This window comes from Amycolatopsis endophytica, assembly GCF_013410405.1.
Classification (GTDB): Bacteria; Actinomycetota; Actinomycetes; order Mycobacteriales; family Pseudonocardiaceae; genus Amycolatopsis_E; species Amycolatopsis_E endophytica.
On sequence record NZ_JACCFK010000001.1, the window covers coordinates 1,446,311 to 1,472,649 of the forward strand.

At 70.3% G+C, this 26,339-nt stretch carries 30 protein-coding genes and 2 tRNA genes; 15 read left to right on the top strand and 17 right to left on the bottom strand.

Features of this window, described 5'->3' with window-relative positions; all coding sequences use genetic code 11:
- Positions 1-3: 3 nt before the first annotated feature.
- Together HNR02_RS07170 and HNR02_RS07175 are read left to right on the top strand one after the other, a co-directional pair.
- Positions 4-1,260, top strand: a complete 1,257-nt coding sequence (locus HNR02_RS07170) for an acetyl-CoA hydrolase/transferase family protein (RefSeq protein ID WP_179772399.1) — start codon at positions 4-6, stop codon at positions 1,258-1,260.
- A gap of 27 nt (positions 1,261-1,287) precedes the next feature.
- Positions 1,288-2,511, top strand: a complete 1,224-nt coding sequence (locus HNR02_RS07175) for a CaiB/BaiF CoA transferase family protein (protein WP_179772400.1) — start codon at positions 1,288-1,290, stop codon at positions 2,509-2,511.
- Here HNR02_RS07175 and HNR02_RS07180 read toward each other — a convergent pair.
- Genes HNR02_RS07180 through HNR02_RS07195 form a run of 4 tightly spaced genes read right to left on the bottom strand, consistent with a single transcriptional unit; the run spans position 2,461 to position 6,000 of the window.
- Positions 2,461-3,912 carry an MFS transporter gene (locus tag HNR02_RS07180; protein ID WP_179772401.1) on the bottom strand — a complete coding sequence of 484 codons (1,452 nt, stop codon included), beginning with the start codon at positions 3,910-3,912 and terminating at the stop codon, positions 2,461-2,463. The genes HNR02_RS07175 and HNR02_RS07180 overlap by 51 nt on opposite strands.
- Entirely contained in the window at positions 3,909-4,745 is an 837-nt protein-coding gene (locus HNR02_RS07185) for an HpcH/HpaI aldolase/citrate lyase family protein (protein WP_179772402.1), read from the bottom strand. Before HNR02_RS07185 ends, HNR02_RS07180 begins: the two co-directional genes overlap by 4 nt.
- Positions 4,746-4,747: 2 nt before the next feature.
- Positions 4,748-4,957 (bottom strand): DUF5988 family protein, encoded by a 210-nt coding sequence (locus tag HNR02_RS07190; RefSeq protein WP_179772403.1) that lies wholly within the window; start codon positions 4,955-4,957, stop codon positions 4,748-4,750.
- On the bottom strand, positions 4,957-6,000 hold the full coding sequence (locus HNR02_RS07195) for a nucleotidyltransferase family protein (RefSeq protein WP_281377187.1): 1,044 nt from the start codon (positions 5,998-6,000) through the stop codon (positions 4,957-4,959). Before HNR02_RS07195 ends, HNR02_RS07190 begins: the two co-directional genes overlap by 1 nt.
- A gap of 215 nt (positions 6,001-6,215) precedes the next feature.
- Between HNR02_RS07195 and HNR02_RS07200 the strand changes: the two genes are divergently transcribed.
- The 9 genes from HNR02_RS07200 to HNR02_RS07240 all read left to right on the top strand — a co-directional run bounded on the left by HNR02_RS07200 (position 6,216) and on the right by HNR02_RS07240 (position 13,426).
- Entirely contained in the window at positions 6,216-7,595 is a 1,380-nt protein-coding gene (locus HNR02_RS07200; RefSeq protein ID WP_179772404.1) for a transcriptional regulator, read from the top strand.
- Between the two features lie 103 nt (positions 7,596-7,698).
- On the top strand, positions 7,699-8,457 hold the full coding sequence (locus tag HNR02_RS07205) for an esterase/lipase family protein (protein ID WP_179772405.1): 759 nt from the start codon (positions 7,699-7,701) through the stop codon (positions 8,455-8,457).
- A 54-nt stretch (positions 8,458-8,511) separates the two neighbouring features.
- Complete coding sequence (locus tag HNR02_RS07210; RefSeq protein ID WP_179775752.1) at positions 8,512-8,739, top strand: hypothetical protein; 228 nt, start codon at positions 8,512-8,514, stop codon at positions 8,737-8,739.
- 43 nt (positions 8,740-8,782) lie between these two features.
- Entirely contained in the window at positions 8,783-9,448 is a 666-nt protein-coding gene (locus HNR02_RS07215) for a class I SAM-dependent methyltransferase (protein ID WP_179772406.1), read from the top strand.
- 36 nt (positions 9,449-9,484) lie between these two features.
- Positions 9,485-9,571 (top strand) — tRNA-Ser (locus tag HNR02_RS07220).
- Positions 9,572-9,832: 261 nt separating this feature from the next.
- Entirely contained in the window at positions 9,833-10,093 is a 261-nt protein-coding gene (locus HNR02_RS07225) for a hypothetical protein (RefSeq protein WP_167101203.1), read from the top strand.
- Positions 10,094-10,342 carry a hypothetical protein gene (locus HNR02_RS07230; protein ID WP_179772407.1) on the top strand — a complete coding sequence of 83 codons (249 nt, stop codon included), beginning with the start codon at positions 10,094-10,096 and terminating at the stop codon, positions 10,340-10,342.
- 7 nt (positions 10,343-10,349) lie between these two features.
- A complete protein-coding gene (locus HNR02_RS07235; RefSeq protein ID WP_179772408.1) occupies positions 10,350-13,073 on the top strand; it encodes an FtsK/SpoIIIE domain-containing protein in 2,724 nt (907 codons plus the stop codon).
- Positions 13,070-13,426, top strand: a complete 357-nt coding sequence (locus HNR02_RS07240) for a hypothetical protein (protein WP_179772409.1) — start codon at positions 13,070-13,072, stop codon at positions 13,424-13,426. Before HNR02_RS07235 ends, HNR02_RS07240 begins: the two co-directional genes overlap by 4 nt.
- Here the strand turns inward: HNR02_RS07240 and HNR02_RS07245 are convergent.
- Entirely contained in the window at positions 13,423-13,590 is a 168-nt protein-coding gene (locus HNR02_RS07245) for a hypothetical protein (protein ID WP_179772410.1), read from the bottom strand. The genes HNR02_RS07240 and HNR02_RS07245 overlap by 4 nt on opposite strands.
- Before the next feature lie 95 nt (positions 13,591-13,685).
- On the opposite strand from HNR02_RS07245, the gene HNR02_RS07250 reads away from it, so the two are divergent.
- On the top strand, positions 13,686-13,943 hold the full coding sequence (locus HNR02_RS07250; protein ID WP_179772411.1) for a YbaB/EbfC family nucleoid-associated protein: 258 nt from the start codon (positions 13,686-13,688) through the stop codon (positions 13,941-13,943).
- Positions 13,944-13,981: 38 nt separating this feature from the next.
- Here HNR02_RS07250 and HNR02_RS07255 read toward each other — a convergent pair whose 3' ends face one another.
- From HNR02_RS07255 to HNR02_RS07280, 6 genes are all read right to left on the bottom strand, one after another.
- A complete protein-coding gene (locus HNR02_RS07255; RefSeq protein ID WP_179775753.1) occupies positions 13,982-16,294 on the bottom strand; it encodes a DUF8508 domain-containing protein in 2,313 nt (770 codons plus the stop codon).
- Positions 16,295-16,479: 185 nt separating this feature from the next.
- Complete coding sequence (locus tag HNR02_RS07260) at positions 16,480-16,881, bottom strand: hypothetical protein (protein ID WP_179772412.1); 402 nt, start codon at positions 16,879-16,881, stop codon at positions 16,480-16,482.
- Positions 16,882-16,971: 90 nt separating this feature from the next.
- Positions 16,972-17,058: transfer RNA gene (locus HNR02_RS07265), tRNA-Ser, on the bottom strand.
- A gap of 45 nt (positions 17,059-17,103) precedes the next feature.
- On the bottom strand, positions 17,104-17,316 hold the full coding sequence (locus HNR02_RS07270; RefSeq protein ID WP_179772413.1) for a CsbD family protein: 213 nt from the start codon (positions 17,314-17,316) through the stop codon (positions 17,104-17,106).
- A gap of 50 nt (positions 17,317-17,366) precedes the next feature.
- Entirely contained in the window at positions 17,367-17,819 is a 453-nt protein-coding gene (locus HNR02_RS07275) for a nucleoside deaminase (protein ID WP_179772414.1), read from the bottom strand.
- Position 17,820: 1 nt separating this feature from the next.
- On the bottom strand, positions 17,821-18,303 hold the full coding sequence (locus HNR02_RS07280) for a tRNA adenosine deaminase-associated protein (protein WP_179772415.1): 483 nt from the start codon (positions 18,301-18,303) through the stop codon (positions 17,821-17,823).
- Positions 18,304-18,361: 58 nt separating this feature from the next.
- Between HNR02_RS07280 and HNR02_RS07285 the strand changes: the two genes are divergently transcribed.
- Both HNR02_RS07285 and HNR02_RS07290 read left to right on the top strand, forming a co-directional pair.
- Positions 18,362-19,588 (top strand): M20 metallopeptidase family protein, encoded by a 1,227-nt coding sequence (locus tag HNR02_RS07285; RefSeq protein WP_179772416.1) that lies wholly within the window; start codon positions 18,362-18,364, stop codon positions 19,586-19,588.
- A 6-nt stretch (positions 19,589-19,594) separates the two neighbouring features.
- Positions 19,595-20,563 carry a prephenate dehydrogenase gene (locus HNR02_RS07290; protein ID WP_312860930.1) on the top strand — a complete coding sequence of 323 codons (969 nt, stop codon included), beginning with the start codon at positions 19,595-19,597 and terminating at the stop codon, positions 20,561-20,563.
- A gap of 3 nt (positions 20,564-20,566) precedes the next feature.
- Here the strand turns inward: HNR02_RS07290 and HNR02_RS07295 are convergent, their stop codons facing one another.
- Positions 20,567-20,827 carry an antitoxin gene (locus tag HNR02_RS07295; protein ID WP_179772417.1) on the bottom strand — a complete coding sequence of 87 codons (261 nt, stop codon included), beginning with the start codon at positions 20,825-20,827 and terminating at the stop codon, positions 20,567-20,569.
- A gap of 93 nt (positions 20,828-20,920) precedes the next feature.
- Between HNR02_RS07295 and HNR02_RS07300 the strand changes: the two genes are divergently transcribed.
- A complete protein-coding gene (locus tag HNR02_RS07300) occupies positions 20,921-21,361 on the top strand; it encodes an SRPBCC family protein (protein WP_179772418.1) in 441 nt (146 codons plus the stop codon).
- Here the strand turns inward: HNR02_RS07300 and HNR02_RS07305 are convergent.
- From HNR02_RS07305 to HNR02_RS07325, 5 genes are all read right to left on the bottom strand, one after another.
- Positions 21,358-23,745, bottom strand: coding sequence for a CHAT domain-containing protein (locus HNR02_RS07305; protein WP_246338790.1), 2,388 nt, complete (start codon positions 23,743-23,745; stop codon positions 21,358-21,360). The two genes, HNR02_RS07300 and HNR02_RS07305, sit on opposite strands and share 4 nt — an antisense overlap.
- A gap of 243 nt (positions 23,746-23,988) precedes the next feature.
- Positions 23,989-24,474 carry a carboxypeptidase regulatory-like domain-containing protein gene (locus HNR02_RS07310; protein WP_179772420.1) on the bottom strand — a complete coding sequence of 162 codons (486 nt, stop codon included), beginning with the start codon at positions 24,472-24,474 and terminating at the stop codon, positions 23,989-23,991.
- Positions 24,471-25,076, bottom strand: a complete 606-nt coding sequence (locus HNR02_RS07315; protein WP_179772421.1) for an RNA polymerase sigma factor — start codon at positions 25,074-25,076, stop codon at positions 24,471-24,473. The genes HNR02_RS07310 and HNR02_RS07315 overlap by 4 nt, the downstream gene beginning before the upstream one ends.
- A 102-nt stretch (positions 25,077-25,178) precedes the next feature.
- On the bottom strand, positions 25,179-25,517 hold the full coding sequence (locus HNR02_RS07320) for a protease inhibitor I42 family protein (protein WP_179772422.1): 339 nt from the start codon (positions 25,515-25,517) through the stop codon (positions 25,179-25,181).
- Positions 25,518-25,591: 74 nt separating this feature from the next.
- Positions 25,592-26,329, bottom strand: a complete 738-nt coding sequence (locus tag HNR02_RS07325) for a hypothetical protein (protein WP_179772423.1) — start codon at positions 26,327-26,329, stop codon at positions 25,592-25,594.
- Positions 26,330-26,339 lie beyond the last annotated feature (10 nt).

Below are 26,339 nucleotides of genomic sequence, written 5' to 3' on the forward strand. Positions count from 1 at the left end.
GATATGACCCCGGCCCTCGATGACCTCGGATCGCTTGACCTGACGAAGTGGATCCGTGCCGGCGACCGTCTGCTCTGGTCCCAGGGCAACGCCGAACCGCTCACACTCATCGAGCAACTGATCGCCCAGCGATCCCAACTCGGCCCACTCGATGTGTTCCTGACGTTGTCGTTCGGGAATCACCTGCAGAAGGAACACGGCGACACACTCCGGTTCCAAGGGCTCGGCGGTCTCGGCGCGAACTCGCGACTGTCCCGGCTCGGCGTGCTCGACGTTCATCCCATGCAACTGAGCCAGTTCTGCCAGGACATACACACCGGACGCTTCCCGATCGATGTCGCATTCGTCCAGTTGGCGGGCCCCGATTCGGAGGGTAACTACAGCGCCGGCCTGGACCACACTTACACGGACGATCTCGTGACGCGTGCCCGTGCGGTCATTGCCGAGGTCAATACGAACGCTCCGCTGACCCGGGGAACGCGGACGATTCGAGCCGACGAATTGGACGCGGTCGTACGCACCGATCGCCCGATTCACCCCGCGCCGTCAGCCGCGCCAGACGAGGTGGACCGCAGGATCGCCAGGCACGTCGCCGACTTCGTGCCGAAACGCGCTACGCTCGAGGTCGGCATAGGTACGCTGCCGTCCTGTGTCCTCGATGCGCTCCAGCACCACCGTGATCTCGGCATCCACACGGGCATGGTGACAAAGCCGATGCTCGATTTGATGGAGTCGGGGGCGGTGACAAACTCCTACAAGTCATCTGACGCCGGTCGTACCACCGGCAGCTCACTGGCGTTCGATCCATCACTCGATATCGGGCAGTATCCTGTCCTGTTCCGCCCCTCTCGCCAGGCACTGAGTGCCGGCGTGCTGGCGGGGCAGCGGCGGATGACCGCCATCAACGCGGCGGTCGAGGTGGACCTGAGCGGGCAGGTGAACGCCGAGTACGTGCCTGGGGGCTACGTCGGCGGTGTCGGTGGCCTTCTCGACTTCGTGCGAGGAGCACGCGCGTCGGACGGAGGACGCTCCGTCATCGCGATACGCTCGCGCACTTCCCGCGGTCGGCCGCGCATCGTCCCGGCTCTGGCGGGCGGGGTGGTCACGGTCCCGCGCAGCGATGCCGACATCGTAGTCACCGAATGGGGAGCCGTCGAGCTGGCCCGCGCCTCGCTGGCTGAACGGGCAAGACGATTGATCTCGATCGCACATCCCGAAGACCGGGAGAACCTCACCGCAGCCTGGCGCGACCAAGAGTGACACCAGATCCCCTGCCGGAGGCAATCCATGCCGGAAGGTTTGTTACGCGGCTGTCGCGTCATCGACCTGTCGACGTTGTTCGCCGGCCCCTTCGCCGCGATGATGCTGGGTGACCACGGCGCGGATGTCGTCAAGGTTGAACATCCGTCGGGTGACGACCTGCGGAATTGGGGACACGAAAAGGATGGTCACCCGCTCTTCTTCCGCATGGTGAACCGCAACAAGCGGTTGATCGCGGTGGACCTGCACGAAGACGCGGGCCAAGAGGTGATTCGACGGCTCCTCGCCGATGCGGACGTGCTGATCTCGAACTTCAGACCGGGCCGCCTCGAAGCGTGGGGACTTGGCTGGCCCGATTTGCGCCGGCTCAATCCCCGTCTCGTACATGCCGCGGTAAGCGGCTTCGGACAAACAGGTCCGTACAGCCGGCGTCCCGGCTTCGGCACCATTGCCGAAGCCATGAGTGGGTTCGCGGCAGTCACGGGAACACCGAGCGGTACTCCTGTACTGCCCCCGTTCGGGCTTGCGGACGGTATTGCCGGAATCACCACCGCGTTCGCCGTTTCAGCGGCGCTCTGGGACCGTGAGCGCACGGGAAGCGGTGTGCAGATCGACACCGCACTGTACGAACCGTTGATGTCGGTCGTCGGCAGCCACATCGTGGAATACGACCAGCTCGGGTCCCTCCAGGAGAGAATGGGCAACGCTGTCCCTCAGATCGCACCGCGCAACACCTACCGCACTCGCGATGGGCACTGGGTCGTCCTTTCGGGAGCCGCCCAGAACGTCGCCGAGCGGCTGTTACGGCTGGTGGGTGGCGAGGAGGCAGTCAACGATCCCCGTTTCGCCACCAACCCGGCCAGACTGGCCAACCGGGAGGCGCTCGACCGGCTGATCGGCCGGTGGATCACAGTACGCCCTCGATCGGAGGTCCTCGATTCGATGGCGGCCGCGGACGTCGCGGTCGCGCCTGTGTACGACGCTTCGGACATTCTGGGGGACGAGCATTTCAGAATTCGCGGAAGCATCATCGAGGTCGAGGACATGGACCTCGGATGGGTACGCATGCAAGGCCCGTTCCCGGCAGTCCCCCAGCGACCCGGGTCAGTGAGCCGTGCGATCCGCGACGCCATCGGGACCGACACGGACACTGTACTTCAGGAGCTGGGGTACGCACCCGCGGAGATCAGCGAACTGGCGTCATCGGGCACGATCGCTCGACGCGCTCCGACCACCCGGCCCTGCCGGTAGCGCGGCCGCCGCGACGATCGCGGACAACACAGCCAACCCGCTACTTGCCCAGGCCACGAGCTCGTAGGTGCTGCTGAGCAACACGACCGGGGCGTCGCTGCCATTGGCGACGTGGCGCGTGACAACCGAAGAGAAGACCGCGAGCCAGAACGCGGCACCCACCTGCTGAGCGGTGTTGATCAGACCAGATGCCGCTCCGACATCGCCAACGTCCAAATCGGACGTCGCTAGCACTCGTAACGCTATGCTTACGCACGAGGCGCCCAGGTACAGCACGAAAACAGCGCCCGAGATCATCAATGCGTCCATACCGGCCGGTCCCGTTCCCGCCGTTCCCAACAAGACCGATCCGGCCGCCGCGATCGCCGCGGCCGCCGTCACCAATCGCCGCACGCCGATCAAGGGAATGAAGCGTTGCGCGGCGAACGAGCCGAAGACCACGGCGAAGGACGCGGGCAGGAAGACCAGACCCGTGTGCCCTGACGAGTACATCATGACGTTCTGGAGGTACATCGTCGCCACGTAGATGCCGCATGCGGGCGCACCACACAAGAGAAACAGAGTCAGGTTCGCGACCGTCAGGGACCGGACCCGGAACATCCTCAGTTCGATCATCGGGTTTGGATGCACGTGTTCGACGAGGACGAACATCCCCCCGAGCAATAACGCGAGCGCGAGAGCCCCGAGCGTCGGCGGTGCCGTCCAGCCAGCACTTTCCACGCTGATCACCGCGTACACCAGCGCCAGCAACGCGCCGGTCACGGCGATGGCGCCCAGGAAGTCGAATCGCCCTCCCCGCTCCAGTCGGAACGGCGGTACTGATCGTCGCGCCAGGACCAGGATCGCGACGCACACGGGGAGGTTCACGAAGAAGATCGACGGCCAGGAGAACAAGTCGACCAAGGCTCCGCCCGCCACCAGCCCGGTCGTCGCTCCGCACCCGCTGACGATGCCCCACAAGGTCAGCGCCCGGCGTCGTCCAGGGCCGTCGTGGAAAGTCCGGACCAGGATCGCCAGTGCAGCTGGAGCCATGAGGGCCGCGCCCAGCCCCTGCGCGAACCGTGCGCCGACCAGCATGTACGGCGAGACCGACAGTCCACAGATCACCGACGTCACGGCGAAGATCCCGGTACCCCAGAGGAACGTGACCCGCTGTCCGATCACGTCGGCACACCGGCCGCCGAAAACCAGGAACCCGCCGAAAACCAGGATGTACGAGTTGATCACCCAGGTGACACCGGCCCCCGAAAACCCTAGGTCCCGCTGGATCGACGGCAGAGCGACGAATCCGACGAACGAGTCGAGCACGACGGCGAACTGCGCCAGGCAGACCGCCGTCATCGCTTTGGTTTTCGCCGCCGTGCTCAGTCCGGGAACGTGGGTCGCCGGGGCCGCACTCATGCCTCGGCGACCCTGCCTCGGTCGATTCGGTCAAGAACGAGCCGTGCCCTGGCGACGATGGGCTTGCCGACCGCCTCGCCCTCGATCGCCGTCATCGAACCGGTCTCGAACGCGTCGATGACCGCCCGCGCCCAACGCACCTCCTCGGCCGACGGGCCGAACGCCTCCGCGACGAGTTTGACCTGCCGCGGGTGCAGACAGAGCTTCCCAGTGAATCCCAGCTTGGCCGCGTGTTCCGCGTCCGCGCGTACCAGGTCGAGGTCCTCGATCGCCGTGGTCACACCGTCGACCGGTGGCGTGATTCCAGCCGCCCGCGATGCCATCACGACCTGGGAGCGGGCGAAGAACATCGCGTCCCGATCGGCATGGTCCACCCCTAGCTCACGCCCGAGGTCGGCATTGCCGAACACGGCCCGGGTCACACCGGGCACGGAGCAGATGTCGCGCGCGTCGACGATTCCTGTCGCCAACTCCAACAGGGGCATTACGCACGCCTCGGGGCGCATCACGTCGATCACCTGGCGCACCTGGCGAGGACAGGTCACCTTCGGCACCATCACCCCGCACCCCCGGCCGGCCAGCATCTCCAGGTCGTACCGGTACCACGGGGTCGCGTCGTCGTTTATGCGCACGATCCCGGAGCCGCCTTCGTCCAACCACGCGCCGATGTTGTCCCGTGCCTGGTCCTTCTCGGCCGGAGCGACCGCGTCCTCGATGTCGAAGACCACGATGTCGGCTCCGGAATCGACCGCCTTGGGAAACCTGTCCGGTCTGTTACCGGGGACGAACAACAGGGTCCGGGCTTCGGTCACAGCCTCATAGAGGGACGACATGCTCACTCCGCGATTCGTGTTCGGGTGGACCAGGCGAAGACCGGCGTCGCGCCTGGTGTCTCCGTCTCGATGAGTTCGAAATGCTCGTAGCCGGCAGCGAAGGGGACCTTGAGACGCCCGTCCGGCAGGAGTTCGGAGTCGATGTCCAGCACCGCCGGGATTCCGGCGGGACCGCCGGTGAGCTGGACCTGGATCTTGGTCGCTTCGGACATCACTGCCCCCTTGCCTGTGCCAGTTCGTTGGGCCTGCCGATGTCCTGCCAGTCATCACGAAGGGGCCAAAGACCGACCTTTTCTCCGCGGCTCAGGCAATCCTCGAACAGGCGTGTGATGGGGAATTCCTGATCGACCGGGATCCGGCCGATCAGGACTGGGTCCACCGTGTAGATGCCGGCATTGACAGGCCATTCCTGTATCGGCTTCTCGACGATCCGGGTGAGCTGGTTGCGCTCGGACCGCAACACACCGAAGGGCACCTCGTGGTGGTAGGTGCTCGTGGCGATAGTCGCCAGCACCTGTTCCTTCCGGTGCGCTTCGAGCAGTCCGCTGACCGAGAAGTTCGTGACCAGGTCGCCGTTCATGACCAGCAGCGGATAATCAGCCTGGTACCCCAGGTCGCCCAGCAGCCGCAGGGCCCCACCGGTGCCGAGCGGCACGTCGGGGTCCTCGCGCAGGTACTCGATGCTACAGCCGAGGTGCCCGCCGTCACCGAAATGCTTCTCGATGATGTTCGCCAGGTAATTGACTGAAAGGAATATCTTCTCCACTCCGGAGCCGACGAGATGCAGCACCAGGCGTTCCAAGATGGGACGGCCCGCCACCGTAAGCATCGGCTTCGGAACGGTCTTCGTAAGAGACCCCAGCCGAGTACCCTTGCCGCCCGCCATGATCACCGCCCAGTTCGGCAGCTTCGGCACACCGATGATCCGCCGCTCCACGTGCAGCCCGATCACGCGGTCGACGGAGTCGACCACAGGGATGTTGCGAACCCCCAGCGCACGCATCAGATCCAGGACGGCGGCACGATCAGCCGCCTGGTTCGCGGTCGCGCGCCACGGACGCACGAGCGGCGTGATCGGATCGTCCAGTGACACGCCGCCGAGCAGGGCGCGCCGCAGGTCCTGTTCGGAGACGGCACCCACCAACCGGGTGGAATCATCCACCACGAAAACATCGCTGAGGTCGTTCATGTCGACGACGGTGAACGCGTCGCGCATGGAGGCGTTCGATCTGAGCAAAAGGTCCGACAAGCACATCTTCCGTCCGTTCGTCGCGTCTCGACCGAGGAGAACGAGATCCAGGGTTTCCCAGCCCAAAAGCTCACAGCCAGGGACCGAGTTCAGTCAGGTGCCGCGTGCAGACGTCCGAGGGCGCAAAACAGATGAAAGCGTGCGCGAAACGTACGGTGCGGGGGCCAGTTCCGGGACTACGGTCATGACTCCAATCGGCGGAACTAGGAGCCCTGAGGATCATGGAAGTGGACCTGAACCAGCCCATCTCGCACCTCATCCGGGCCGCTCGGCGGGAACGGAAGCTCAGCCAGTACACCCTGGCGCGTGAGCTGGCGACCGTGTCGGGGCGGCCGACCGTCACGCGTGACCTGGTCGCCCGGTGGGAACGTGGGCACCAGATCCCGAGACTGGGCACCCGACGATGGCTGTCCGTCGTCCTGCACGTGCCCCAGGAACACCTCGACCAAGCGGCCGCGGCGGCCCGACGGCGCAACCGGCTCGGGCACGCCGTCGTCACCGAAAACGCGCCCGCATCGCCCGGGCCCGCTCGCCGCGCGCAGGGGACCCCGGCGCTGCTGCCGGTGTTCCGGTCGCGCGTCCAGGCCGGCATTCTCGCCGCGACACTATTGAACCCGGACCGCTCGTTCAGCCTCACCGAACTCGCCGAACACTCCGGCAGCTCACTGGCCTCCGTGGACAAGGAGAACAAGCTCCTGGAAAAGGCCGGCATCCTCACGAGCCGCCGCGAAGGCACCATCCGGCTGATGCGCGCGTCCGGGGACGGGCCGCTCGCGCGCCCGCTGGCCGAGCTGCTGCGCCTCACCTACGGCGTGCCGCAGATCATCGGCGAGGAGTTCGGCAGCGTGCGCCACGTGCTGCGGATCCTGGTCGGCGGCGTGTGGGCCGACCGGTTCGCCGGCCTGCCAGGGCCCGCCCCGGAAAGCATCGAACTGCTGGTCTCCGTGCAGCCGGGAACGCCACCGGACGAGCAGGCCCTGCACACCGCCGCGCGCCGGGCCGAGCAGCGGCTCAAGCGTCCGGTGAGCTTCTCCATCGCCGCGCCCGAGCGCGGTGTGGACGGCTTCCAGATCCCCCGCCAGCGGCCAGGGCACCCGGTCGTCGAGATCGCGCCCATCCGGCCCCGGCAGGCACCGCTGACCTCGGGTATCGGGCTGACCGGGCACGACGTCGTCCACCAGCTCGTCCGTTCGGGTCACCTCGACCTCGTCGGCGGGCCGGCGGCGAACGCGCAACCGTTCCTGGACCTGGCGGCCAAGCACATCTCGTCCGCGGAGCGGCTGGTGGAGGTCTCGGCGGACTCGGCGTTCCTGCTGCTGGCGAAGGCCGCGCAGCTGATCGGCGCCGGCCTGCTGGCGCGCCAGGGGCTGCGGCCCGCGCTGTCGGCGCCCGAACAGGTCGTCGGGACTGCCGTGGCGGCCCAGTTCGGGCACCAGTTCTCACAGATCGAGCTGCTCCGCCAGCGCGCACGCGAACTGGACATGCCGACCAGCCGGGACAGCCACATCCTGCCCTCGGAGGCCAAGACCTACCTGGGGACCGTGCGCACGCTGCTCGCGGCCGCGCGTGAGGTCGCGGGCAAGCTCGCCCTGTTCCACTGACCGGTCCGAAACGGAACCGAGACCGGGGCGGCGAAACGAAAATGTCGGCCCCCACGGCTAACCTCGCAGAAAGTGGACGACCACCTCGACGTGGAGGTGCGCGATGACGGTTCTGCGTACGGTCGCCGGCGAGATCGCCAGCGTGGTGACGCACGCGATGCGGTATCCGGCGGGCATCCGGCGCCGGTGGGCGCTCCCGCCCACCCCCGGGAACACCACTTTCGCCGTGCCCGGGCGGCCGCTCGTGGTCCTGCCCGGTCTGGCCGACAACACCGCGATCTTCACCGACCTGAAGATCGCACTCGACCGTTGCGGCGCCGGGCCGGTCGTCTCGTTCAGCTACAGCCTGCTGCTGCACGACGTCCGGTCCGCCGCGAGCCGGCTGGCCGAGCAGATCGAGCAGCTGTGCGAGGTCACCGGCGCGCCGAAGCTCGACCTGGTGGGGCACAGCCTGGGCGGCCTGATCGCCCGGTACTACGTGCAGCGCCTCGGCGGGCACCAGCGGATCGGCACCGCGGTGACGGTCGGAACCCCGCACGGCGGCACGGTGGCGGCCTGGTTGCTGTCTCCGATGCCGCTGGCCCGGCAGCTGCGCCCGGGCAGCGACCTGCTGACGGAACTGGCCCGGCCCGCGCCCCAGTGCACGACGAAGTTCGTCACGTTCTCCGGTGACGGCGACGAACTGGTCCTGCCCGCCAGGAACGGCCGGTTCGAGCATCCCGACCTCCAGGTGCGCAACGTGGTGCTCCCCGGGGTCGGTCACCTGGCGCTCGCCGCGCACCGCCAGGTCGTCGAGGAGATCTGCGCGATGTTCGGCCCCGTCGCCGCCGACGACGGGGAGGCACTCACCCGGTCGGCCTGATGGGGGCCAGTGATGAACCACCCAACCCGACGACGAAACCTGTCCCGCCGGGCGATGGCGATGCTGCGGGCGGTGAGCGCCGGCCGCGCGGAGATGACGTGCAGCTCGGAACCCGACCTGTTCATCGACGGGCTCCCCTGCTGCGACCAGGTCACCGCGCACCTGCTCGCGCACGCCGGGCTGCTGTGCCCGTCGCGGCCGGGTCTGCTGGGCCAGCGGGTCGGCGTGCGACTCACCGAGGCCGGGCGGGAGGTCCTCGCCGCCCCACCCGAGGCGGCCTGAAAACCGCGAGCGAGGACGGCGTCGCGGCGACACAATCGGCGGCATGACCTGGACGCTGGACGAGCTCGCCCATGCCGGACCCGAACACCTCGACCCCGATTTCGTGGCCGGCTTCGACCGCAAGCAGGGACGGCCCGACCCGTCGGAGGACCTCGCGCTGCTGGACGGGCGCGTCGTCGTCGACCTGGGTGCCGGCACCGGACAGTTCGCCCTCGCCGCCGCGAACCGGTTCGAACGAGTGGTGGCGGTCGATGTGTCGCCGGTGATGCTGGACGTCATCCGGGCCGCCGGACGGGACAACGTCGAGTGCGTGCAAGCCGGTTTCCTCACCTACGAGCACCGGGGCGAGCCGGCGGACGCGGTCTTCACACGGCACGCGCTGCACCAGCTGCCGGACTTCTGGAAGGCGATCGCCCTGCACCGCGTCGCCGGGATGCTCCGGCCGGGCGGGACCCTGCGGCTGCGTGACCTGATCTACGACTTCGCCCCGCACGAGGCGGACGTCGTGATGGCGGAGTGGTTCGAGCACGCGGCCACCGACCCCGCGACCGGGTACACGCGCGACGACCTGGCCGAGCACGTGCGGACCGAGCACAGCACCTTCCGGTGGCTGCTCGAACCGATGCTGGCGGCGGCCGGGTTCGACATCGTGGACGCCGAGTTCACCGGCCGGGTGTACGGGGCCTACACCTGCGTGAAGCGGCCCTGAGCAGATCGCGCGAGGGCCTCCTGTACCCTTCTCAGCGGAGGATTGGCCGAGCGGCCTAAGGCGCACGATTGGAAATCGTGTTGGGTGTAACAGCCCTCACGGGTTCGAATCCCGTATCCTCCGCTCTCGGCCGGGACGCCGGGTATCCGCTGGATGCCCGGCGTTTCGCCGTTCCGGGCCTCGACCGCGTCGCTCCGTCGCCGGCCCGTCGTATCATCGAGCCACCAACGGGGCCCCGGACGTGTGAACGCGTCCGGGGTCTTCTCGCTTCACCCGGTTGCACCAGTGACCAGGCTCATGGTCGCCGCCGCTCTACCGATAGTTTGATGACAGGCCGCACACGCGGCACGACCAACCGCTAGCTCGAGGAGAACCCGCGTCACTATGGCCGGAGTGGAAGAGATCCGCGCTGGGATCGCGATGGCGAACGAGAAGTGCAACGCCGGCGTCGCAGCCCTGCAGCAGGCCGCTCAGGCACTCGAGGAGGCCCAGCAGATCCTGGGCCAGGTCACCTCGGGCAGCACGCAGCCGGAGGTGACCCAGGCCAACAGCATGCTGGCCGAGGCCCTGCAGGGCATCAGCGGGCAGCAGAACACGATCCAGGCGGCGGTGTCGTCTGCCGAGTCCTACGCCGCTCGCCTGTAGATGTTCTCGCTCCCCGAACTGCAGGCGCAGCTCGCCGCGTTCCGTGCGAAACTGGCCGAGGCAAGCGAACACACCAACCGTGCGGTGGAACTGTTGGACGAAGCACGCGAAGTGATCGTGAACGCCCACGAACTGGCCGACCCCTGGGTGCCGCCGGAACTCGCGGCGGCCGTGGACCGGCTCGGGGCGGACGCCGAGCGGCTGCGCGCCGCGGACGATCTGGTGAACACCTACCTGGCCCGGCTGTAGGCACGCGATGCCCAAGGCCAATGAGCAGAAACGCCGGGTCGTGTCGGCTCTGGGCGCCGTGCGCGAGAAGCTCGGTATGGTGCTCGGCGCCGCTCAGGCCGGACGCCAGATCGCCGAAGCCGAGCTGGCCAGGCTCCAGCTGGAACAGCAGGTCGTACGGGCGGGCATCGACGCCGCGGCCGGGGACGAAAATTTGGCGGCCGCTCTGCGTCATCCGGTGATGGCCGGTGTCCGCGACAAGCTCGACGCCCAGCGGAACGCTTTCTACGCGGACGCGGCGACCGTGCCCGCCCGCCTGCGTGACCTCGTGGCGCAGGCCGCGTCCGGCCCGGCGAGCCTGCCGCCGAGCGCGTGGCTCGGCCGGCCGGGGCTGGAACCGCTGACACCGCCACCACTGTGGCGCATTGGCTCGTCCACAATGGACAACTCGGGCCCGTTCCCGGTCGTGGTGCCGCTGCTGGACGACTCGCACCTGGCGATCACGACGGCCCCGCGGACCCGGCAGGCCGTCGAATCGCTGATCGAAGGTCTGTTGCTGCGGGTGCTCAGTTCGATGGAGCTGGGCTCGGTGCGGGTGCACCTGTGGGACGTCGCTCAGCTGACCGCCGTACTGCCGAACCTGTACCCGCTGTCCCGCACCTCCGCGGTCACGTTGTACGACCCGGACCAGCTGGGCGTCTTGCTCGACGAGGTCACCGGCCACATCCGCCGCATCCACGCGCAGACCATGCAGGCCGGGCACACCTCGCTGCGCGGGCTGCGCGACCAGCTCGGCCAGCGCATCGAGCCGTGGCGGGTCGTCGTGCTGTTCGGCAACGGCGAGACCTGGGCCGCCGAACCGCTCCGGGAACTCAAGCGCATCGCGGGCGCCGCGCTCGCCGCCGGGATCTCGCTGATCACCGTCGACATCCCGACCGTGCTGGCCGGGTCGTTCGAGAACATCCGGATGCTCGGCGAGCACCGCGCGGCCACCAGCATGACCGGCCCGAACCTGGTCGTCGACCTGGACCAGCCGATCCCGTCCGCCGAGGTCAGCGCTGCGGCGAGCAGGCTGGCCGACGCATTGGTCGAGAAGCAGGGCGGCCCGCGCTCGTTCCGCGATCTGCTGCCCGCCGAGCTGGGGCAGGAAAACTCCGCGCGTGAACTGCGGGCGCCAGTCGGGTTCTTCGAGGGTGACCCGGTCGAGGTCGTGATCGGCGACGCGAGCCCGCACGCGCTGATCGGCGGCCCGAGCGGGTCGGGCAAGACGAACTTCCTCTACGCCCTGCTCGGCAGCCTCGCCGCGCGCTACCCGCCGGACGAACTCGCCCTCTACCTGCTGGACTTCAAGGAGGGCGTGTCCTTCGCCGGGCTCGCGCCGGGCCGCCGCGACGCGAGCTGGCTGCCGCACGCGCGGCTGATCGGGGTCAACGTCAACACCGACCGCGAGTTCGGCCTGGCGCTGCTGCGGTTCCTCGCCGACGAGCTGCGCCGCCGCTCCGCCGCAGCCAAGGAGCACGAGGTCACCGACCTGGCCGGGCTGCGTGCCCAGGACCCGGGCGGGCACTGGCCGCGGATCGTCGCGGTGATCGACGAGTTCCAGTACCTGTTCGCCGGCCGCGACGGGGTCACCAACACCGCGACCGCACTGCTCGAAGACATCGCCCGCCGCGGCCGTGCGCAGGGCATCCACCTGATCCTGGCCAGCCAGGACATCGCGGGCATCGACGCGTTCTGGGGCAAACCGGCGGTGTTCGAGCAGTGCACGCTGCGCATCGCGATGCCGAAGGCACGGCGCGTGCTGGCCGAGACCAACATGGCCGCCGTCGCCGCGCCGAAGTGGCACGCGGTGGTCAACCACGATTCCGGGGTGGCACACGGGAACCAGCTGGCGCACGTGCCCGACGCGAGCAGCAAGGACATCTTCTCGTCGCTGCAACGGGAGCTGTGGGAGCGTTACGCCCAGGAACACCAGCGGCCGCGGCTGTTCGACGGGGCCCACTCGCCCCTGCTGGAGCACTCCGGCGCGTTCACCGCGCTCACTCCCGGCGGGACGCCGCGCGCGTTGCTGGGCCAGTCGATCGACGTGGCGGACACGGCGTGCGAGGTCGAGCTGACCGGTGCACCGGGCCGGAACCTCGCCGTCCTGGGCACCGCGATCGCCGAGGCGCTGTCCATCATGGACGCCGCCGCGCGGTCGCTGGCGCGGCAGTACCCGCGGCACGAGGTCGAGTTCCTGGTGGCGTGCCTGGTCGACCGGTGCGCGCCCGCGGTCGGCGAGCTGGCGGACGGTCTCGAAGCCGACGGGCACCGCGTGGTGCGGCTGAGCGACGTCGAGCTGGGCGAGCACATGGCCAAACTCGCCGAGGAGCCGCCCGAACACGCGCGGATCCTGCTGCTCTACGGCGTCGACGGCGCGCTGCCGCTCCTGGAGCAGAAATCACCCGGTCAGCTGAAGAGCGGGCTCGACCACTTCCGGCTCGTCCTCAAGCAGGGGCCCGGAAAGGGCATTCACACGATCGGCTGGTGGCGCAGTACGGCGCGGCTGAAGGACACGCTCGGGTTCGCCGGCACCGACGACATCGGGGCGTGGGCCGCGCTGGATGTGCAGGGCTCCGAGCTGAGCCAGTTCGCGGCCGGGCAGGTCGTGCACTGGTCGCCGCGGCCGGGCCGGGCGTTGTTCTTCGACCGCAGCACGCACGTCTCACCCGAGGTGATGATCCCCTTCGACCGGCCGGAGCACCCGTCATGAGCGCGGCGATGGAGTACAAGCAGATCGTCGGCCTGGCCGGGAAGGCGGCCGAGGAGCTGCGCGCGTGGGAGCGGCGCCGGGCCGAGGAGCTGGACGGCGAGATCGCGGCCGCGGAGGCCGCGGTGGTCGAGTCCAGGGAACGGGAAACCCGGACGGTGCAGGGCGCGCAGCACTGGTGGCGGATGGCGCAGGACAACGTCAGCCGCCTGCCGTGGCTGGAGGTCGGCGCCGACCCGTCCCCCGCGCCGCACGGATACGCCTCGCGGCTCGACCTCTACCTGCGCGAGGTCAAGGAGGCATACCAGGAGCTGGTCGACGCGGTGCTGTCGCTGGGCTGGCGCGCGCGGCGCTAGTTCGCCGGGCGCATCCAGGTCTCGGGTTCCAAGGTGTCCGGCTTGGGCATCGGGCGGCGGATGTAGGCCCGGGCCCAGCTCAGGTCGCCCCGCAGGGCGGCCGGGACCACGGGCGAAACACCGCGGCGGGGGAGGTGGTCGACGGTCGCGCGTACCCAGTTCATGGTCATGGGACGTTGCGCGGGTGTGGTTGGTTCCTCACGGAACCGCTGGGGAGTCGGTCACGTCGTAGCAGCCAGCCCGAGAGAAAGAGGATCCGGTGAACCGCGATCTGACCACCCAGTCCGAAGCCGTCCAGGAGCGCCAGGTCGCGCGGCGCCGCCAGGCCGCCCAGCAGGTGACCACCGCGCAGGACGACTGGGGACTGGTCGAGGTCGGGGTGGCGGCGGGCGGTGAGGTGGTCGAGGTCGCCATCAACACGGCACTGTTCGAGCAGGTCAAGCCGTCCGACCTGGCCGAGGCGATGCTCCAGGCCGCCCGCGCCGCTCAGCGCAGGGCGAAGCAACTGCACCGCTGACCGCCGCCGCGGGAGGTGCGGCGGCGGCCGTCGGATGCTCAGAAGATCGGGCGGTAGCGGATGATCTGCGGGTCGTGGTCGCTGGCCTGCTCGGCGAACTCGGCGTTGATGTGCACCACGTCGTAGTCCACCCACCACATCGCGCGGGAGGTCAGAATGTGGTCGAGCACCTGCGAGTTGCCCTCGTAGACGTAGCTGTACCGCTCGTCTTCGGGCAGCCGGTCGATCTGGTCGGTCAGCGCGCCGCCCCGGGTGAGGGTCTTCAGCGCGGGTGAGAACTGGTAGTCGTTCAAATCGCCGGCCACGATGACGTCCGCCCAGCGGTCGGCTTTCAGTAGCTGGTCGACGAATCCGCGCAACACCTGCGCCTGCTGCCCGCGCTGCTCCTCCGAACTCCGGGTCGGCGGCTGGTAGCGGCCGTGGATGGGCTGGTCGCCGCCCTTCGAGTTGAAATGGTTGGCGATCACGAACACCGTGTGGCCGTGGAAGACGAACTCGCCCGTCAGCGGCTTGCGGCTGTCCTCCCACGCGGCGTTGCCCGGGTCGATCCGGCCCGGCGACGCCGACAGGTGCGGCTTGCCGCGCTCACGCAACACGGACACGGGCGTGGTGGCGTCGCCGCCCGGACGGTCCACAAACGACACCCGGCGCGGGTTGAACAGGAATCCGACGCGGATGTTGCCGCCAGGCTCGCCTCCGTCGGTGAGGTCCTGCGGGTCGATCTGCCGCCATTCGTAGCGCGGGCCACCCGCGGCGGCGATCGCGTCGGTGAACCGCTGCAACGTCTGGTCCGCGGCCACCACACCGTCACCCTCGGCGGCGGCGCCGTTGTTGTCCTGGATCTCTTCCAGGGTCACGATGTCCGGTGACGCGAGGCTGTCCACGATGCCGTGCGCCAGCTGGTCGAACTTCGCCTGATCGTCCACAGCGGACAGGTTCTCGACGTTGTAGGTCGCCACGGCCAGCTCGCCCGGCAGCTGCCTGCGCGTGGTCTCCGGCTGGAGGCCGCCGTCCCTGACCTCGCCGAGCGTCGTCGCTTGCAGCGTGTAACCGCCGAAGCTGTCGTACTCCACCGGCCCGGAGGTGAGCCCGGTGAGCGTGTCACCGGTGTCGGCCTGCGGGAACGGGCGCTGCGCGAACGGGATCAGCGACTCGATCTTGAGGACGCCGGTGTTCGGCTCGTCGTACCCGGTGTAGACAGTGCCGCCGCGGTCGGTGCGGTTCTGGCGCGGCTTTGTGGTCACGTAGACCTCGTTGTACTCGGTGGACGGCCCGACGACGCGGACGTCCCGCACGCTGACCGTCTCGCCCTCGTGCGCCTCCCAGAAGTCCAGCGAGTACTTCGACGGCTCCAGCGGCAGGTTCTCGGTGTTGCCGCCCGCGTCCGGCGCCAGCGTGCCGGGCACGGTCGTCGGCGTGAGCGCGGTCGGCGCGGGCAACGGGTTGTCGCTCGACTCGACCGTCCACCGCGGACCGGTGATCTCCGTGGTGGACTGGTAGATCGAGTTCGCCGGACTGTCCGGGTAGTACTCGGTGACGGTGCCGGACACCGTGACCGCGTCGCCGACGGCCACGGCGGGCGTGGCCGAGCCGGTGAACACCAGTACGCCCTCGCTGGTGCGCGGGTCGCTGTCGGGCCGCGGGTCGGTCATCCAGAAGCCACGCGCGGAGCCGAACGTGCGCAGGGCGGTGACGATGCCGGTCACGCCGGTGACCTTCTTGCCCGCCAGCGGCGACAGGCGCGTGGTGCCCTGGACGTCGTGGATCTTGGCCGGGGTACCGCCGGCGTCGCCACCGGAGGTCTCGCCCTTGGTGTTGACCGGGGTCGGGGCGCCGGAGGCGAAGTCGGCGGCGTTGTCATCGGTGTCGGTGAGGGCGGTGCGGGCCGCCGAGGTCGTGTTGCTCGGAGCGGGGGCCGGACTGCCTTCGCGAACGGTCGCCGAGCCGTAGCCGACGAGGTCGTGCACGACCGGGTCGGCGAGGCAGTCGGCGGCGGTGAGGCACGTCAGGGCTGTGGTGCCCCGGACGAGGGCGACGGTGCCGGAGGTGGCCGACATCGCGATCGAACCGGCCGCGTCGGCGGTGGGCAGGGAGACAGTGCCACCCGATCCGGTGGACTCGGCGACGAGGTAACGACCGTTCCGGGTGACCGTTCCGGTGAGCGGGGTGACCTGCCACCTGCTGGACGCGCTGGGCGAGCCGGGCAGGTACTGCACGCTCCAGCCGTCGAGTGCCGTGGCCGCCGACGCGGCGATCTCGATGAAATCGCCGGTCAGCGTGGCCCCGCTGTTGCCGCCACCCCCGTAGACCTCGGCGATCACCGCGTCCGCGCTCGCCGCCCGCGCGGGCATCACCGCCACGGACAGCCCGGTCAGAGCGGCGGCGGTGAGCACGCCGATTCTTCGAGTGGTCGTCACCCTGAGTCCCCTCGTCTGCGCATCAGTCGAGGAATCTTCCCTCTGTGAGGTGAGTCGAAGGAAGATTCAGTGGCAACAACCGGTAACGGTTCGACCAGCCGGCCTACGACGAAGGGCGGTCAGTGGTCGTTCACGTAGGAACTCTTCGTCGCGTAGCTCGTGCTGACGCCCTTGTAGTACAGCTCGATGTACGCGCCCTCCGGCAGGTTGTAGGCACCACCCTGGCTCGCCGAATGCGTCACGCAACTCCCGTTGCCGTTGGAGACGACGGCCTTGTACCGCCATCCGCCGTCGGCCCACACGTTGACCTGCGCGCTGGACCCGTTGGCCTCCGCGTCGCAAACCGAAATGCGGTCGCCGTACTCCTCGACGTAGACCGTGACGCCGAGGTCCCGGTAGGTGTGGTCCCACCCGTCACCGGGCGGTTCGGGAGAGGCTGCGGCACTGCCGGCGGTCGCGAGTACCCCGGCCGCCGTCAACGTCGCGACGGTGAACAGTGTTCGAACTCTGAGCGGTGTCATCGGGAGATCCTACGGCCGGATGATCACCGGTGACAGCAGCCGAAAAGACGAACGCCGGGCCTTCGCAGGAAGGCCCGGCGTTCGATCCGGCGGTAGCGGTGGGATTTGAACCCACGGACGGGGTCAACCGTCACACGATTTCGAGTCGTGCTCCTTCGGCCGCTCGGACACGCTACCGCCGACTAGGTTACTAGACGCCCCGGAGCGACCTGCAGGCACTCCTCACCTGGTGCGGAACCGGCGCTGCGCGTCACGCGCCGCGGTGGCTGCCCAGTCCGCCACCTCGGTCGTCGTCTCGTGGACGACGCCACGGAGCCGCTCGGTGCGACCTGCCACCTGGTGGCGCCTGCTGCCGGTCAAGCGGCCGTACAGCTCGCGCGCCCGGCCGCGGGCTTGGCGGGATCGGCTGGACACCCGGTTCTTCACGACGTTCATCGACCCTCCTTCGCTGCGGTCAGCGACGGGCTACCCGCGGTGTCGCGGAATCACACGTCCCGGTGACCGGCGAAGAAGTCCGCCATCAGCGCGGCGCACTCGGCTTCCAGCACGCCGCCACGCACCTGCGGCCGGTGGTTGAGCCGCCGGTCCCGCACCACGTCCCAGAGCGACCCGACCGCACCGGTGCGCGGCTCCCACGCCCCGAACACCACCCGCGCGACCCTGGCGAGCACGAGCGCGCCGGCGCACATCGTGCAGGGTTCGACCGTCACCGCGAGCGTGCAGCCCTCCAGCCGCCAGCCGTCGCCGAACACAGCGGCCGCCTCCCGCAACGCGAGGATTTCGGCGTGCGCCGTGGGGTCGCCCCGCTCCTCGCGGGCGTTGTGGGCGCGCGCGAGCAGGCGGCCATCCGGGGCGAACACCGCGGCGCCGATCGGCACATCCGGCCCCGCCTCGCGCGCGGCGGCGAGAGCCGCGGACACCAGATCGGCGTCGGACACGTCAGATCTCGTCGAGCAGCGCCGTGAACTCGCCGCCGAAACCGCAGCGCTGCGCGATCATCTGCAGCTGCTCGTCGGGGTAGAGGTCCACCTCGCCCGCGATGACCTCGAGTTCCGGCCCTGGCAGGCCGACGTCGGCGAGGATGTCGAGATCGCCCTCGGGCCAGATCGAGTCGTCCTCCTCGTCCGGCGGGTCGACGCGCAACACGTCGAGCACGTCGGCGGCGATGTCGTAGTCCAGCGCCGCCGCCGCGTCCGACAGCAGCAGCGACGGGCCACGCGGGCTCGGCCGCACGATCACGAAGAACTCGTCGTCCACCGCGAGCAGGCCGAACACGGCCCCCGTGGACCGCAGCTTGGCCAGTTCGGTGATCGCCGCGTCCAGCCCCGTGAGCGCACCGGCGTCGAGCGCGTTGCAGCGCCACTTGCCGTCCTCCCGGACCACGGCCACCGCGAATCCCGCAACCGGCTCCTTCACCGACATAGCGCACACCGTATACCTGGACGGATCATCGGTGCAGTCGCTCTGCGAGGATCGGATGATGACCGGACCCACCGAGTTGCCCCCATTGCCGGACACCCGCCTGGCCGCGTTGCGCTCCGAAGCCGACGCTCTGCAACCGGCCACGGTCGCGCTGCGCCGCGAGATCCATCGAAAGCCCGAACAGGGCCTCCATCTGCCGCGGACGCAGGCCGCCATCCGGCGGGCACTGGACGGTCTGCCGTTGGAGATCACCGAGGGCAAGGCCACGACGGCGCTCACCGCGGTGCTGCGTGGCGAGCAGGACGGTCCGTCGATCCTGCTGCGCGGCGACATGGACGCGCTGCCGCTGCAGGAGGACACCGGGCTCGAATTCGCCTCCGAAGTGGACGCAACGATGCACGCGTGCGGCCACGACGGGCACGTCGCGATGCTCGCCTCGGCCGCACGGCTGCTGTCGGCCCGCCGCCACGAGCTGGCCGGCTCGGTCGTGTTCATGTTCCAGCCCGGCGAGGAGGGCTACCACGGCGCGCGGCACATGATCCACGAAGGCGTGCTCGACGCGGCGGGTTCGCGGGTCGAGCGCGCGTTCGGGATCCACCTGCTCTCGCACGTCGAGTCCGGGCTGATCACCACGCGGCCCGGTCCGCTCATGGCCTCCAACGACACGTTCACCGTCCAGGTGATCGGCAGGGGCGGGCACGGTTCGAGCCCGCACAACGCGATCGACCCGGTGCCCGCCGCCGCCGCGATGGTCGGGGCGCTGCAAACCATGGTGACGCGGCGGATCAGCGTGTTCGACCCGGCGGTGGTGTCGGTGACGCGCATCGCGGCGGGCACCACGACGAACATCATCCCGGAGACGGCCGAGCTGACCGGCACGATCCGGACGCTGTCCGAGGCCACCCGCGCCCAGGTGAAGGCCGATCTTCCCGCGGTGTGCGAGGCGATCGGGCAGGCGCACGGCTGCCGTGTGCTGGCCGACGTCGAACCCGGCTACCCGGTCACGGTCAACGATCCGGACCAGGCGCTGCGGGTGCTCGACCTCGCCCAGCGCGTGCTCGGCCGCGCCGAGCTGATGGCCGATCCGATCATGGGCGCCGAGGACTTCTCCTATGTGCTGCAACGGGTCCCGGGCGCGTTCGCGTTCCTCGGCGCGTGCCCGCCGGACGTCGATCCGGCCGAGGCGCCGACCAACCACTCCAATCGGGTACGCCACGATGAAGGCGCCTTCCCGGCCGGGGTCGCGATGTATGCGGCCTTCGCCCTCGACGCACTGGCAGGATGATCCACCGTGCGAGACGTATGCGTGATCGGGCTCGGGTTGATCGGCGGCTCGGTGCTGCGCGCGGCAGCGGCGGTCGGACGGCAGGTCTGGGGCGCCACCTCGGCGGCAGCCGACGCCGAAGCATCCGTCGCTGAGGGTTTCGACGCCTCGACGGACGTGGCGGCCGCGCTGCGGCGGGCCGCCGAACGGGAGGCGCTGGTCGTGCTGGCCGTGCCGCTGACCGCGGTCGAGGAGGTGCTGCGGACTGTCGACGAGCACGCCCCGTCGTGCCTGCTCACCGACGTGACCAGCGTGAAGACCGGTGTGCTGACCGCGGCGCGCGCGCTCGCCCCGTCGGCCCGGTTCGTCGGCGGGCACCCGATGGCGGGCACCGCGGAGTCCGGGTGGCGGGCCGGCAACGCGGCGTTGTTCGGCGGCGCGGCGTGGGTGGTGTGCGTGGAGGACGACACCGATCTGGGCGCGTGGGCGGAGGTCGCCCGGTTCGCGATCGATCTCGGCGCGCACGTGGTCCCGCTGACCGCGGCCTCGCATGACGAGGCCGTCGCCCGGATCTCTCACCTGCCACACCTGCTGGCCGCGGTGCTGGCTTCGGTCGGCGCGGACGGCGGCCCGGTCGCGATGGCACTGGCCGCCGGCTCCTACACCGACGCCACGCGGGTCGCCGCCACCCGGCCCGGACTCGTGCGCGCGATGACCGAGGGGAACCGGGACGCCCTGCTCCCGGTGCTCGACGAGGCACTCGGACGCCTCGGCGCCATGCGGGGATCGCTGGCCTCCACCGGCGGCCTCGCGGTCAGCATCAACTCGGGGCACGAAGGCGCGCGGGCACTGGCGGACGCCAGGCAGGCGACACCGTCGGGCGTCCGCGTCGCGCTGGGCGCGCCGGACGCCCGCGACGGCCTGCGCGCGCTCGGCGAGCGCGGCGGCCGTATCACCGCTCTCGCCGACGACACCGTCATCGGCGAGGTGCGGTAGCTGTTACGGCTGGCTGGTCGGGCCGGACTGGGGTCCGGACGGGCCGGGTCCGCCCTGCGGTCCGGGGCCGGGGTCATCGCCGGACTGGTTCTTGTGCAGGAAGTCCTTCGCCTTCCCCGTCACGTTGTCGATCTTGCCGGAGTGCTGGCCGAACCTCGACTTCGCGAAGCCGCTGGCCTTGTCGATACCGCTCTCGATCTTGTCGGCGTTCTGGTCGAGCGCCTGCTGCGCCTTCTTCTTGATCTCATCGAAGTTGATGCCCATACCCCTATGAAACACCGAGGTCAGCGCACCCGCATCCGGTAAGCCCCTGGTTTACTGCTGAGTAACCCCCTTACTCCGAGCGGAAGGTCGCCGATGCCCGCCAAGACGTTCACCTTCGAGGTCACCCGCACCAGCACGGCCGCGCCCGCGACCCTGTTCCGGCTGGAGACCGACGGCGCGCGCTGGTCCGAGTGGGCGAAACCGCTCATCGTCGTGTCCCGGTGGGACCGGTGGGCCGACCCGGTGGGCGGCGTGGGGGCGATCCGGGCCGTCGGGGCGTGGCCGCTGCTGATGCGTGAGGAGACGCTGGAGTACGAGCAGGACCGGCGTCACGTCTACACGCTGGCCGAGCCCGCGGCGGTGCGCGACTACCGCGGCGAGGTGCTGTTCGAGCCCCACGGCACCGGCACGCGGCTGACCTGGCGCGGCTCGTTCCGGGAAAAGGTCCCTGGCACCGGCCCGATCGCGCACGCCGCGCTCCGCACGGCGATCAAGTTCCTGTCCGCGAAGCTGGTGAAGGCCGCCGAACGCTAACCGGCGCCGAGGACGAGGAAGGGGCGGCGGAGCGGGTCGGCGGCGGTGGCGTGGGCCAGGGCCAGCGCGGGCGGGGTGCCCGCGGCCAGGCGCCGGTGCAGATCGGTCATCGCCTCCGCCGCCGCGCGGTCGCCCACGCGCGCGATGGCCCCGACGATCGTGCGTGACCCGCTCGCCAGCAACGCACCGGCGAAGCCCAGTGCCTCCTCGCCCGGCCGGATATGGCTCATCGCCAGCTCGCACGCGGCCAGCACGACTCGGTCAGGCGGGCGCCGCAGCTGCGCGGTCTCGTGCGCGAACAACGGCCCGTCGACCAGTTCGAGCCGGGAGAACAACGCGTTGGCCGGTTCGTGCGCGCCATGCGCGACCAGGTGCGCCAGGCCCGAGCCGTCGAGCGCCTCCAGCACCGCCGAGCTGGTCGCCGACTCGCCGTCGACCAGCTTCGCCGACGGGTACACCGAGCGCAGTTGCTTCACCTCTCCGATCGCACCCGGTACCCCCGGTCCGCCGACCAGCACGACCGGATCGATCAGCTTACGGTTCATCGCGGTCACCCACGCCGTCGCCGACGGCGCGATCGACAGCGGGCGTCCCCGCAACGACGGCAGCGCGGACCACGGCAGCGCGTACAGCGGCCCGGTCGGCACGATCACCAGCTCGCGGTCGCCGATCGCGTCGGCCAACGGCCGCACCACCTGCTCGTCGAGCAGCCGCGCACGCTTCTCCGCCGACGCCGTGACCGCCGCGACCAGCGGTTTCGGCAGGTGGTCCGGGGCGAGGGCGTTCAGGTCGGCGTGCAGCTGCCTGGTGATCTCCACGACCTCGTCCAGGGCACCCAGCCGGACCAGCGCGAACCGGCCGTCCCGCACGACCACCGCGGACAGCTCACCGCCCTGCCCGATCAGGCTGACCAGCACGCGGTCACCCAGCTCGGCGGCGACCTCCTCGGGCGAGCTGACCGGCCGCGGACGTCCCCACGGGCTGGTGTACCAGCCGAGACGGCCCGCTTCGCGCTGCAGCCGGGCGTACCGCTGTTCGAGCGCCGTCACCGGCTTGCCGTCGAGACGGTTCTGCTGGGCGAGCCGCTGCACCTGCCGCATCTCGGTGATGAGCCGGGCGAGCACCGGATCGTCGATCGCGGGCAGCGGTTCGTAGCGGTAGACCTGCGCGCGGGTCCGCTCCTGCCACGCGAACAGCCGTCGCGCGCCCGCGTGCCCGCGGGTGTTGCCCAGCACCAGCCCGACCGCCAGGCGCCCCAGTTCCTGGCCGTGCACCGCGGTTCCGCACACCAGGTCCAGCCCGCCCATGCGGTCCCGGACCCGGCTCAGCTCGGTGAACCCGCCGCGGGCCTGCGCCAGCGCGGCGCGTGGACGGCCGGTCGCCACGGCCAGCTCGGCGCGGCACAGGCGCAGCAGCATGACGTGGTCGATCGGCGTGGTGCGGCGCGGTCTCGGCACGCGCGCGAGCAGGTCCGCGGCCGTTCCCACGTCGCCGCGGCGCACCAGCAGCCGCACGGCGAGCAGCCTGGCGACCGCGGCCTCGTCCCGCAACGCCATCCCGGCCAGCCGGTCCGCGTGCGTGATGAGCGTCGTGACGAGCCGCGCCGGTGGTTTGCGGGCGCCACCGAGCGTCTCGGTGGCGTCGGCCCGCAGCCGGGTCAACGCGGCCACCTCGGCCCAGCGGTCGTTGCCGCGGCTCAGGAAACGCCGCCGTGCGCGTCCGGCCAGCCGCCGCGCCAGTGCCAGGTCGCCGTCCAGGATCGCGGCCGCCGAGCGGGCGACCTCGGCCTCGGCGATGTCCTGCGTGTTGCGGCTGGAATACAGCTCGGGCAGGACGTCGTCGAGGTGCCGTGCCGCGTCCTCGGACAGACCGGCGACGAGCAGCGCTCTGGCCTGGTCCACCCGCAGGCGCGCCAGCCACCCGTCCGCCGCGTCCGCGTAGATCCGCGCCGCGTGCTCGTAGTGGCGCAGCGCGCCGGGGATGTCACCGACGAGCTGTCCCTGTTCCCCGAGCAGGTGCCGGACCTTGCCCTCCAGCCGGAACAGCCCGTGCTTCGTCGCGAGTTCCAGGCAGCGGGTCAGGTCGGCCAGGGCCTCGCCCGGATTGTGCAGTTCGATGTGGATGTTGGCGCGGTTCATCAGATTGCGGGTGAGCGAAAGCCCGTTGTCGTCGGCTTCCCCTTCGAGCACGGGCAGGATCTCGTCGAACAACGCCAGCGCCTCGCCGAGGCGCCCCACCCGGCCCAGCACGAGCGCGCGCTGGGCGCCGACCAGCGCGCGCAGCACCCGCTGGGAGGCACCGGGGCGCAGTCGCCCGGTCAGCGCGAGGGCGTCGTCCAGGTGGCGAAGGCCCGCCGCGGCCGATCCGGTCTCGGCCTCGGACATCGCGAGGCCGACCAGGATCCGGGCCCGCAGCGTGATCGTCCCGGCATCGTCCGGCCCGGATTCCAGCACCTGCAGGGCCCTGGCGAAAAGGCGGACCGCCTCGACGTTGCGGAAGTTGCCCGCCGCGTCGGTGGCCCGGCCACGCAGCTCGGTTGCCCGGTCGAGAACACGCCGGGGATCACGCGCAGCTGCCACGCGTTCTATCTGAGCACATCCGAAGACCAGAAGGAGCGGCCGGTTGACCTACAGGACGACGGCGGGCGTGACGACCGTCCGGCGGCTGCTGACCCCGCCGACCGAGATCACGATCTGGGTCGTCCCGCGCGGCACCTCGTCGAGCACGAACCGGCCGCCCTCGTCCGCGATGGTCGCCGACGAACCGTGCTCGGCCACCCTGACCTCGACACCGTGCGAACCGGCCGGGACGAGCCAGCCGTCGATGCGGTGGCACTGCCCGATCCGGGTCAGGTTGATCATCACCGTGAGATCGCTGACCGTGAACGTGATCGTGCCCTCGTCGGTGATGCTGCGGACACCGGCCAGCGCCGGTTCGGCCCGCTCCCACTGGGCGATCTCGAAGTCGAGGTTCTCCAGTTCGAGGGCGAACTGCACGCGCTCGACGAGACCTTCGGGCGGCGGATCGACGGCGGCCAGCACCCGGCCGAGATCGGCCAGGAGCCCTTCGTCATCGGGATGCGCCCCACCTCCGGGCCCCTGGATGTCGTTCATGCGCTGCCCCCTTCGATGTCCAGCAGTTCGCGCATCGTCTTCAGGCAGCGGCCACGGTTCGGGCCGATGCTGCCGCGCGGCATCTGCAGCGCTTCGGCGACGAGCCGGTACTCGGCGCGGCCGGCCAGCACGGTGAGCCGCAGCAGTTCCTGGCACCGCTGCGGAAGCCTGCGGAACGCCAGCCACAGCCGCTGGTCGCGTTCGGTGCGCAGCACCTCGGCCTCCGGTGCCGGTTCCGTGCTCTGCACGGTCTCGGCCAGCTCGTCGGTCAGGGGCACCGGCGGCGGCTTGCGGCCACGCACCCGCTGCGACTCGTGGCGGGCCGTGACCACCAGCCAGCCTGCCAGCGCTTTCGGTTCCCGCAGCCGGTCCAGATGGCTGACCAGCGCCAGCCACACGGTCTGGACCACGTCCTCGGCCGAATGCGTGTCCAGACCCTGACCACGCGCGACGTTCCACACGAGCGGCGTCAGCTCGGCGACCAGACGGTTCAGGGCTTGTCTGTTGCCCGCGCGGGCAGCCTCCAGGCAGGCCTCGAACAGCTCGGGTCCGCGGAGTCCCTCCCAGGAGGGATCCGCCTCGGCGGTCCTCGCTTCCGTCACCGCGTTCGCCCCCACTCCGGGTGGTTCTCCTCGGGTCAGCGCTGGCCAGTATCTCCGGCCCGTCACCGTGCAGAGGACGGATCCGGCGGCCAGATACACACATCACTCGTTCGGAGTAGTCACGGCCAGGACGAACGTGACGGAGCGACGCGGCTCCACCTCCCACGGCCGCGCCAGCTCCGCCCGGAGCAGGTGCCGGCCGGCCCCGACGACGTCGAGTGCCAGCCGGCGCACGCCCCCCTCGCCCGGTGACCCCTCCCCCGGGGCCACCCCCCTGGACCGGACGTGCTCGTCCGCCACCACGCGGACCGCGTCCGGCAGCGACCAGCGCCACCGGTAACCCGACGAGCGGACCTCCGGCAGGCACAGCTCCACCGTGTCCCCCACACGCAGCTGTGCCGTCTCCCCCGAATCCGCCTGTGCGAGCCGGATCTGTGCCACTGACTGCTCCCCAGGGTGGCGGTGGCCGGCGGCCCCCTCGGCTGCCGGCCACCGCCGGTCTCGGTGTCCGGCGGTCAGACCAGGAGCTGATCGATCTGACCGGCGGCGTTCTCGTGGAAGGACACCGCCAGCCCGTGGTTGCGGGCCAGCAGGGCCAGTGCGGTCAGCGAGCTGCGCCCGTCCCCGGTGGACGCGAGCCGCTTCCAGCCGAGGCCGGCGATCTCGGCCCACACCCCCGGCGCCGCGCTCGTCGACCACAGGCGCGTGACCGCGCGGTTGTGCACCCACACGCCCTGCGTGGGCTGGGTGGGGTGCGTGGGCTGCGGGGGCTGCGGCGCGGCGCCGTTGCCGTTCGGCGAGGGCGGGACGTTCGGGTCGTACACGCCGGTCGGCGGCGGCGTGTTGGGGTCGTACACCCCGGTCGGCGGCGGCGTGTTCGGGTCATACACCCCGGTCGGCGGCGGCGTGTTCGGGTCATACACCCCGGTCGGCGGCGGCGTGTTCGGGTCATACACGCCAGTCGGCGGCGGCGTGTTCGGGTCATACACCCCGGTCGGCGGCGGCGTGTTCGGGTCATACACCCCGGTCGGCGGCGGCGTGTTCGGGTCATACACGCCAGTCGGCGGCGGCGTGTTCGGGTCATACACCCCGGTCGGGGGCGTGTTCGGGTCGTAGACCCCGGTCGGCGGCGGGGTGTTCGGGTCGTAGACCCCCGCCGGGGCCGCGTCATCCTCCGCGGTCAGCGCGGCCAGCTCCACGTTCGGGTCGTCCTGCGGGCCGGTCCCCGGCGTTTCGCTCTTGCTCGTGGTCATCCTTCACTCC